Origin of the sequence: Streptomyces sp. SID9727, assembly GCF_010550605.1 — a bacterium.
Classification (GTDB): Bacteria; Actinomycetota; Actinomycetes; order Streptomycetales; family Streptomycetaceae; genus Streptomyces.
Genome location: NZ_JAAGNI010000230.1, coordinates 1 through 8,961, shown reverse-complemented (window position 1 = coordinate 8,961; position 8,961 = coordinate 1). Strand labels below are relative to the sequence as shown.

The 8,961-nt window shown below is 72.6% G+C and carries 8 protein-coding genes and 2 pseudogenes; 7 read left to right on the top strand and 3 right to left on the bottom strand.

Features of this window, described 5'->3' with window-relative positions; translation table 11 throughout:
* Window positions 1-534 (top strand): annotated as a pseudogene (locus G3I41_RS14700) (saccharopine dehydrogenase); the annotation flags it as partial.
* A 12-nt stretch (window positions 535-546) separates the two neighbouring features.
* Here the strand turns inward: G3I41_RS14700 and G3I41_RS14695 are convergent.
* On the bottom strand, window positions 547-1,224 hold the full coding sequence (locus tag G3I41_RS14695) for an endonuclease V (protein ID WP_239081630.1): 678 nt from the start codon (window positions 1,222-1,224) through the stop codon (window positions 547-549).
* 45 nt (window positions 1,225-1,269) lie between these two features.
* On the opposite strand from G3I41_RS14695, the gene G3I41_RS14690 reads away from it, so the two are divergent.
* The 5 genes from G3I41_RS14690 to G3I41_RS14670 all read left to right on the top strand — a co-directional run bounded on the left by G3I41_RS14690 (window position 1,270) and on the right by G3I41_RS14670 (window position 6,356).
* Window positions 1,270-1,563, top strand: coding sequence for a YciI family protein (locus G3I41_RS14690; RefSeq protein WP_164400651.1), 294 nt, complete (start codon window positions 1,270-1,272; stop codon window positions 1,561-1,563).
* 161 nt (window positions 1,564-1,724) lie between these two features.
* Entirely contained in the window at window positions 1,725-2,138 is a 414-nt protein-coding gene (locus tag G3I41_RS14685) for an SsgA family sporulation/cell division regulator (RefSeq protein WP_164400650.1), read from the top strand.
* Between the two features lie 315 nt (window positions 2,139-2,453).
* Window positions 2,454-4,085, top strand: a complete 1,632-nt coding sequence (locus tag G3I41_RS14680; protein WP_164400649.1) for an ABC-F family ATP-binding cassette domain-containing protein — start codon at window positions 2,454-2,456, stop codon at window positions 4,083-4,085.
* A gap of 176 nt (window positions 4,086-4,261) precedes the next feature.
* Window positions 4,262-5,236: an acyl-ACP desaturase gene (locus G3I41_RS14675; protein WP_164400648.1), complete on the top strand. Its 975-nt coding sequence runs from the start codon at window positions 4,262-4,264 to the stop codon at window positions 5,234-5,236.
* 202 nt (window positions 5,237-5,438) lie between these two features.
* The gene (locus G3I41_RS14670) at window positions 5,439-6,356 is read left to right on the top strand and encodes a chitosanase (protein WP_164400652.1); all 918 of its coding nucleotides are present in this window, start codon (window positions 5,439-5,441) and stop codon (window positions 6,354-6,356) included.
* 30 nt (window positions 6,357-6,386) lie between these two features.
* On the opposite strand, the gene G3I41_RS14665 is transcribed toward G3I41_RS14670, so the two are convergent.
* A complete protein-coding gene (locus tag G3I41_RS14665) occupies window positions 6,387-7,970 on the bottom strand; it encodes a GMC family oxidoreductase N-terminal domain-containing protein (protein ID WP_164400647.1) in 1,584 nt (527 codons plus the stop codon).
* A 97-nt stretch (window positions 7,971-8,067) separates the two neighbouring features.
* A complete protein-coding gene (locus G3I41_RS14660) occupies window positions 8,068-8,322 on the bottom strand; it encodes a WhiB family transcriptional regulator (protein ID WP_073965723.1) in 255 nt (84 codons plus the stop codon).
* Between the two features lie 138 nt (window positions 8,323-8,460).
* On the opposite strand from G3I41_RS14660, the pseudogene G3I41_RS14655 reads away from it, so the two are divergent.
* A pseudogene (locus G3I41_RS14655) lies at window positions 8,461-8,961 on the top strand (ATP-dependent helicase); the annotation flags it as partial.

Sequence of the window (8,961 nt, the reverse complement as noted above, 5' to 3'; positions counted from 1 at the left end):
GTCCACGCCCCGCTCGGCCGCCCGCGGTTCAGCCCGGAGACCGGCACCTGGGCGCTTCCGCTGCCGACGCTCGACGCGCGGATCATCGCCCGCTCGGCGAAGGCGCTGCCCCGCTACGGCCCCGACTTCCGCTACCGCCACTACGCCTCGGTCAAGCGCCTCCCCGTGGCGCTCGGCGGTACGGCGGCGCTCGGCGCGCTCCTGGGGGCCGCCCAGGTGCCGGCCGCGCGGGACTGGCTGATGGCGCGCTACGAATCCGGCGCGGGCCCGGACGCGGAGCGCAGGCGGCGCAGCTGGTTCACCGTGCGGTTCGTCGGTGAGGGCGGCGGGCGGCGGGTGTTCACGGAGGTGTCGGGCGGCGATCCGGGGTACGACGAGACGGCGAAGATGCTCGCGGAGTCCGCGCTGTGCCTGGCGCTGGACGAGCTGCCGGCCACCTCGGGACAGGTCACGACGGCCGCCGCGATGGGCGACGCGCTGCTGGACCGGCTGGTCGCGGCCGGGCTGCGGTTCCGGGTGGCGGCGATGCGCTGAGGGACCGCGGTCTCAGGCGGTCGCCTCGCGCAGGGCCCTGCGGCACAGGGCGTCCGCCCTGCGCGTCGTCTCCGGCTGCCGGAAGTCCCGGGCGAGCGCGAGGGTGTGCGCGACGGCGTTGTCCAGACCGGTGCGGTGTCCGACCGATACGTAGACCGGCTTGGTGCCGGCCCGGGTGCGCAGGGCCCGGCCGACCTCCTCCGTCCCGTCCAGCAGCGGCGACTGGTCCCCGCGCTCCGGGCCGGGCGGCTCGTAGGTGAAGGTGAACGGGTTCTTGGCGACGCCGATGACCGGGAGCCCGGTGAGGACGCCGAGGTGGCTCGCGAGGCCGAAGCGGCGGGGGTGGGCCCTGCCGTACCCGTCGCAGACGACGAGCCCGGGGTCGGCGGCCAGGTTCTCCAGGGCGGCCAGGACGGTCGGGATCTCGCGGAACGCCAGCAGCCCCGGGACGTACGGGAAGCTGACCCGGCCGACCGCGGTCGCCTCCTCCACCACCTCCAGCGTCGCGGCGTCGAGCACGACGGCCGCCGCCGCCACGATGTCGCGCTCGTCGTCGTAGGCGACGTCGACCCCGGTCACCCGGCCGGTCCCCGGCGGCGGACCGGGCTCGTCGAGGATCACCCGGCCGCGCAGGGCGTCCTGGAGGGCACGGGCCCCGGCGGCGTCGGAGGGCATCTGAAGCGCTGTCATGATGCCGCCCACCCTACGGGCCGCCCCGGCCGATAGCCTGAACCCATGTTCGTACTTGAGCTGTCCTACACCGCCCCGCTGGACCGCGTCGACGCCGTGCTGAACGCGCACGTCGTCTGGCTCGACCAGCAGTACGAGGCCGGGGTGTTCATCGCCTCCGGTCGCAAGAACCCCCGGGACGGCGGGGTGATACTCGCGGTCGGGGACGACCGGGCGGCGATCGAACGGCTGGCGGCGACCGACCCGTTCGTGGCCGAGGGTGTCTGCGCGTACCGGATCACCGAGTTCATCGCCACCAAGACCTCGGACGCGCTCGCCCCGTACCGCCAGCAGCTCTGAAATGCGGCCGGCCGGGGTGCTCCGGCCGGAACGGGGCAGGTGAACAGGCAGCGGTGTGCGGTGATACAGCTCACGCCGCCCCCCGGTGCACGGATCGGCGGCTTCCGTCGTCTCTACGTGTGCCGGGAACCGTTCGTCCGGTCGCGAGAGGGAGCAGGTTCGTGTCCACGGTCATCGAACAGTCCGTACAGGCCCGCATGGTGGCGTCCGCGCCGCAGATGGAGACGCTGCCCGCCGTCCTGAGTTACGACCGGTCGGACCCCTTCGCCGTTCGCATGGCGTTCCCGGCGCCGGCGACGCTGGAGGGGACCGAGGTGTCCTGGCAGTTCTCCCGAGACCTCCTCGCCGCCGGGATGGAGGTCCCGTCCGGGCTCGGGGACGTACGGATCAGGCCGTTCGGCTACGACCGTACGGTGCTGGAGTTCCACGCCGCCGAGGGGATCGCGATGGTGCACGTGCGCACCGCGGATCTGCGGCGGTTCCTGCGGCGGGCCGAGGAGCTGGTGCCCTGCGGCCACGAGCACCGGTTCCTGGACCTGGACCGGGATCTTGCCGATCTGTTCGGTCCCCGCTGAGTCCGCGACCCGCTTGCGCGGGGGCCGTTAATTCGATTGCTCCCTCCCCGGGCCCCGCGTAGCGTTCTCGGTGTCCTTGTCGTCGCCGAATGGAGCAGGCCGTTGAAGGTCTGAGGTCCCGAGACACCGTGTCGCGTGCCATGACCGGCCTTTGCCGTGTCCGCGCGCCCGAGTGCGACCTCAGCTCTCCGAGCCGTCCTCCGCGACCAGGGCCTTCCCTCCGCGATCCCGGAATTCCCGCCGGAACGCGTCGAATGCCAGTGGCCGGTGTCTCGTCCCGTTGCCCTGTCCTTCCTCGCAACCGGGAGATTCCTCATGTCCACCCCCACCGCCCACATCACCTGTTCCGCCCTCTCCCTGGTCTGGCCCGACGGCGGCCGGGCCCTGGACGGCCTCCATCTCTCCGTGGGCCCCGGCCGCACGGGGCTCATCGGCCTCAACGGGGCCGGGAAATCGACCCTGCTCCGGCTGCTCGCCGGCGAACTCGCGCCCACCGAGGGCCGGATCAGTGTGTCCGGCGACGTGGGGTACCTGCCGCAGGATCTGGTCCTGGACACGGACGTGCGCGTCGACGCCGCGCTCGGGATCGACGCGGTCCGCACGGCGCTGCACGCCATCGAGTCCGGTGACGTCGCCGAGGAGCACTTCGCCGTCGTGGGCGACGACTGGGACGTCGAGGAGCGGGCCCGGGCCGCCCTCGACGGGCTGGGCCTCGGCCACATCGGGCTCGACCGCACGATCGGCGAGATGTCGGGCGGCGAGTGCGTGCTGCTGCGGCTGGCCGCGCTGCTGCTGGCCCGGCCCGACGTGCTGCTGCTCGACGAGCCGACGAACAACCTGGACGTGTACGCCAGGCAACGGCTGTACGCGGCGGTCGACGCCTGGCACGGGGTGCTCGTCGTCGTCAGCCACGACCGGGAACTCCTGGACCGGGTCGACCAGATCGCCGACCTGCGCGACTCCGCCGTCACCTGGTACGGCGGCAACCTCTCCGCGTACGAGGAGGCGCTGGCCGTCGAGCAGGAGGCGGCCGAGCGCATGGTGCGCGCCGCCGAGGCCGACATGAAGCGGCAGAAGCGCGAACTGGCCGAGGCCCAGGTGAAGCTGGCCCGGCGCAAGCGGTACGGGCAGAAGATGTACGAGCAGAAGCGTGAGCCCAAGATCGTCATGGGGGCGCGCAAACGGGCCGCCCAGGAGTCCGCGGGCAAGCACCGGATCATGCACGCGGAACGGCTGGCCGAGGCGAAGGAGCGCCTGGACGACGCCGTGGAACTGGTCCGCGACGACGACGAGATCCGGGTCGAGCTGCCGCACACCCGGGTCCACCCGGGCCGGGGCGTGCTGGTCCTGCGCGATCTGGAACTCGCGTACGGGGCACGGGTACGGGGGCAGTACGAGGTGCGCGGTCCGGAGCGCATCGCGCTGGTGGGGCGCAACGGGGCGGGCAAGACCACGCTGCTCCGTACGCTCGCCGGAGAGCTGGCCCCGGTGTCCGGGGAGGCGGTGACCGACGTCCCGCTGCGCTTCCTGCCCCAGCGGCTCGACGTGCTGGACGACGGGCTGAGCGTGGTGGAGAACGTGGCGCGGTTCGCCCCGGACGCCACCAACAACCACATCAGGGCGAGGCTCGCGCACTTTCTCTTCCGGGGTGCGCGGGCGGACCGGGCGGCGGGGACGCTGTCGGGCGGGGAGCGGTTCCGGGCGGCGCTGGCCGCACTGCTGCTGGCCGAGCCGGCGCCCCAGCTGCTGATGCTGGACGAGCCCACGAACAACCTCGACCTGGCGAGCGTACGGCGGCTGACCGAGGCCCTGGAGGCGTACGAGGGGGCACTCGTCGTGGCCAGTCACGACGTGCCGTTCCTGGAATCGCTGGGCATCACCCGCTGGCTGCTGCTCGACGGCGAACTGCGGGACACCACGGCCGAGGAGGTGCGTGCCCGGCTCTGACACGGGAACAAGGGGGTGTGCGCCGGGCCGGTGCGCACCCCCTCCGGCCTCTGGTCACGCAGAGTGAGCGATGCTCGCCCGTTCGGGCTTGGCCAGAGCCTTACCGCCGCTTTAACCTACGGTCTCGTAACCTACGAAGCCGTAGGTAGCCAGTCCTCCCGTCCCCAGGAGCCCCCGTGACCCTTACTTCTCCCCATCTCGGCAGTTCACAGGCGTGGACCGATGCCCACCTCCTGTTCGCACTGGAAGAGGTGGTCGAGAAGGAGCTCGACCGGCATCTCAAGGTCGCCAAGGACTGGATGCCGCACGAGTACGTCCCCTTCTCCGACGGGCGCAACTTCCCCGGCGTCTTCGAGGACGGCGAGGCGTGGCAGGCCGACCAGTCCAAGGTCACCGACATCGGCAAGATCGCCCTCGTGGTCAACCTCCTCACCGAGGACAACCTGCCCAGCTACCACCACGAGATCGCCACGCTCTTCGGGCGGGACGGCGCCTGGGGCACCTGGGTGCACCGCTGGACGGCCGAGGAGGGCCGGCACGGCATCGTGATGCGGGACTACCTGCTCACCTCGCGCGCCGTCGACCCGGACAAGCTGGAGCAGTTCCGGATGGCGCACATGGCGGAGGGCTTCGAGTCCGACAACCGGCACTCGATGCTGCACTCCGTGGCCTATGTGGCCTTCCAGGAGCTGGCCACCCGCGTCTCGCACCGCAACACCGGGCATCAGTCGGGCGACCCGGTCTGCGACCGCATGCTGGCACGCATCGCGACCGACGAGAACCTGCACATGGTGTTCTACCGCAACCTGCTGGGCGCGGCCTTCCAGCTGGCCCCCGACCTGACGATGCAGTCGGTGCGCGACGTCGTCGTGAACTTCCGGATGCCCGGCCACGGCATGCCCGGCTTCGAGCGGGCCGCCGCGCAGATGGCGATCGGCGGGATCTACAACATGCGCATCCACCACGACGACGTCATCCAGCCGGTGCTGCGCTTTCTGAAGGTGCTCGACATCGACGGCCTGGGCCCGGACGGCCTGAAGGCGCAGGAGGAGCTGGGCCTGTACATGCACGGCCTGGACACCGAGGCGGCGAAGTTCGACGAGAAGCTGGCCGCGCGCAAGGCCCGGATGGCCGCGCGCGCCCAGGGCTGACCGCGCGGAGGCGACGGTCCGGGAGACCGCTCACTCCCGGACCGTCACCTCCGCGCAGGCCGCGTCGCGCATCTCCGCCTCCGGGTGGCGCCGCAGCAGCCGCAGCTGGGTCCGCCAGGGCATCGGTCATGGGGCGATTCCGCCGTGCGGGGGTGTGCCGCCCGGGGGCGGGCGGTGACCGTACGCTGTGCCGGTGAAACCTGTGACCCGCTTCGTTCTGATCGGTGCGCCGCTGGCGATAGCCGTCGCCCTCGTCCTCAACCCAGGGGGCGACGACGCCGGGCTTCCCACGGACTCCCCCAAGGCCGCCGACGCGTCCGCCACCGGGCCGGTGAACCCGGACCCGTTCGCGGCGGCGGACGACGAGGAGCGCGCGGAGATGAACGAGCGGATCGACGGGGCCCCGGCCGGACTCGCCGCGCCGGGGATGCGGGAGATCGCGTGGGAGCTGCTGGCCAGCGCGGAGGGCTCGACGCTGGACTGGCGCACGCAGTACGCGACGATCGAGGACAGCGGCGACGGCACCGGTTACGCGGCCGGTCTCGTCGGTTTCTGCTCCGGTACGCACGACATGCTCGCGTTCGTCGAGGCGTTCACGAAGGACCACCCGGACAACCCGCTCGCCCCGTATCTCCCCGCGCTGCGCAAGGTCGACGGGACCGGGTCGCACGAGGGTCTGGACCCGGGGTTCACGGGCGCGTGGAAGAAGGCGGCGGAGGACCCGGCGTTCCGCACGGCGCAGGAGGAGGTGCGCGACAAGCAGTACTTCGAGCCGGCGGTGCGCCTGGCGAAGCTGGACGGGCTCGGCGCGCTGGGCCAGTTCATCTACTTCGACACCATGGTCCTCCAGGGCCCCGGGCACGAGAAGGACTCCTTCTACGGCATCCGGCAGGCGGCCCTCGCCGAGGCGGACACGGTCGCGGAGGGCGGTGACGAGTCGGCGTACCTGGACGTCTTCCTGGACACCGCGCGGGCCGTGATGAAGTCCAAGAAGAACCAGCGGCACGACACCTCGCGCATCGACACCGCGCAGCGCGTCTTCCTGGAGGACGAGAACCTCGGCCTGGAGCCGCCGCTGACCTGGAAGATGTACGGGGAGACGTTCCGTATCCCGTCGTGATCCCGGCCCTGCGGCGGCCCCTGACACCCTCTAGCCTCGGGCGTCCTGCCTGATCAGTTCGGCGGCCTTCTCGGCGATGGCGACCGTGGGCGCGTGGGTGTGGCCCCGGGTGATGCGCGGCATGACCGAGGCGTCGACCACGCGCAGACCCCTGACTCCGCGCACCCGGAGCCGGGGGTCGGTGACCGATCCGGGGTCCTCGCCCATCCGGCAGGTGCCGACGGGGTGGTAGAGGGTTTCCGCCCCGGTGCGGATCGCCTCGGCCAGGCGGTCGTCGTCCACCTCGCCCGGGTAGTGGCCCATGGGCGTCGAGGTGTGCGGGGCGAGAGCCGGGTGGGCGAAGAGGCGTTCGGCGTGGCGGACGCCGTCCATCATGCGCCGCAGATCGGTGCCGTCGGCGAGGTAGCCGGGGTCGATGCGCAGGGCGGAGCGGGGGTCCGGGTGGTCCGAGTCCAGGGTGATGCGGCCGGTGCTCTCGGGCTGGAGCAGGACCACGCCGATCGTGATGCCGTGTTCGGTGGGCGGGGTCAGCCCGTGGTCGATGAACGGGGCCGGGGCGAAGATCAGTTCGAGGTCCGGGGCTGACGGTGCGGAGGCGCTGCGGACGAAGGCGACGGCCTCCGCCAGGTTGGAGCTGAGCGGTCCGCGCCCGGTGACCAGGTAGCGCGCGACGTTCACCGGGGTGTCGGCGCCCGTCATGGTGACCGGGCGCGGGCAGTGCAGGGTCACCGCGAAGGAGAGGTGGTCCTGGAGGTTGCGGCCGACGTCCGGTGACGCGGCGCGGACCTCGACGCCGGCGCGGCGCAGTTCGCCGGGGTCGCCGATGCCCGAGCGCAGCAGCAGGTGCGGGGAGCCGATGGCGCCGGCGCTGAGGATCACCTCGCGGCGGGCGGTGAGCGTGCCGGTGACCTCGGTCTCCACTCCGGTGGCCCGGTCGCCGTCGAAGGCGAGGGCGCGGACGCGGGTGTGGGTGAGGATGTCCAGATTGGCGCGCCGGGCGGCCGGTTTGAGGTAGCCGTCGGCCGCGCTCCAGCGCCGCCCGCGCCGCTGGTTGACGGGGGTGTGGGCGACTCCGCTGTGGTCGGGCGCGTTCAGCTCCGGCAGGAACGTCAGGCCGTCGTCGCGGCAGGCGGTGACGAAGTCGGCGGTCAGCGGGGACGGGCTGCGGGGCGGCGCGATGTGCAGCGGGCCCTCGGTGCCGTACACCGTGCCCTCGCCGGCCGGGCCGGACCAGCGCTCGGCACGCCGGAAGTAGGGCACGATCGCGTCGTGGCCCCAGTCCGGCCCGGCGGACGCCGCCCACGCGTCGTAGTCGTCGCGGTGGCCGCGTACCCACATCATGGCGTTGATCGAGGAGGAGCCGCCCAGGGTGTGGCCGCGCGGCCAGAACAGCTCACGGCCGCCGAGCGCCGGCTGCTCCACCGTGCTGAAGTCCCAGTCGAACGGGGTCTTGAACAGCTGCGGGAAGGCGGCCGGGACGCGGATCTCCTGCTTGCGGTCGGGCCCGCCCGACTCGACCAGCGCGACCCGCACGGTGGGGTCCTCGGACAGCCGCGCGGCCAGCACGCAGCCGGCCGAACCCGCCCCGACGACGACGTAGTCGTACTCGCTCAACTCGGCTTCTCCTCCAGGTCGACGCGGGCTCCGCCACGGTCACGGGGACCGCGTACGGAGACGGTGGAGGCCGAAGTCTCGCACGGGCGGGGCCGTTTCAGGCCCGGTCGCGGCCAACTCTGCGCAGCCGCTCCCGCTCCTTCTCGGACAGGCCGCCCCACACACCGAAGCGCTCGTCGTTGTCGAGGGCGTACTCCAGGCACGCCTGCCGTCCCTCGCAGGCGTTGCAGAGCTGCTTGGCCTCACGGGTGGAGCTGCCGGGGGCCGGGAAGAAGAACTCGGGGCCCGCCTGGGCGCACAGTGCTGTCTCCTGCCAGGAGAAGGCGGGGTCGGTCGCGGTGTTGATCAGCATGAGGGCCACAGTGCCGTGCCGCGATAAACGACTGATCAACGCCGCGTCCTCCCGGCCGGGACGCCGGCACCGCGTGGGACGATACGAGCCACCGTGTTTCGCGGAGAACGGCAGTTCCACGGAGACAGAGGGACGTACATGACCGAGGGCGGGGCACCGGCCGGGCGGGCCGCCCGGGAACTGCTCGTCCGCGCCGACGGCCTGCTGGACGCGGCGCGCGGGGTCCTCGCCGACCACGCCCGGGCCGTCACCGCCGTCCGGACGTGCCTGGATCCCCTGCTCGACGCCCTCGTGCGCGCCGAACTCGCCGCCATCCCCGTCTCCCGGCTGAAAGACGTCACCGAGGGCCGGCTGCGCCTCGGCGCGATCGAGCAGGCGGGTTTGGGCACGGTCGGCCAGGTGTACGGCGCCAACCGCTACGAGCTCCGCCAGATCCCCGGCGTCGGCGCGCAGACGGCCGACCAGGCGCTGGCCGCGGCGGGCGGGATCGCGCACGCGGTGCGGGACACCGTCGCGGTGCGCATCGACGTGGACGACCGGAACGAGGCCGTGACCGCGCTGCTCGGCGCGGTGTACGGGCTGGTGGAGGCGGGTCCGGACGCGCGGCGGGCGGTGGCCGGGGCGCGTGCGCTGGCCGGG

What these genes read in the sequence shown, in the direction of transcription:
- G3I41_RS14695 (WP_239081630.1), bottom strand. Translation starts at nt 1,224, where the DNA reads ATGACAGCGCTTCAGATGCCCTCCGACGCCGCCGGGGCCCGTGCCCTC.
- G3I41_RS14680 (WP_164400649.1), top strand. Translation starts at nt 2,454, where the DNA reads ATGTCCACCCCCACCGCCCACATCACCTGTTCCGCCCTCTCCCTGGTC.
- G3I41_RS14690 (WP_164400651.1), top strand. Translation starts at nt 1,270, where the DNA reads ATGTTCGTACTTGAGCTGTCCTACACCGCCCCGCTGGACCGCGTCGAC.
- G3I41_RS14660 (WP_073965723.1), bottom strand. Translation starts at nt 8,322, where the DNA reads ATGCTGATCAACACCGCGACCGACCCCGCCTTCTCCTGGCAGGAGACA.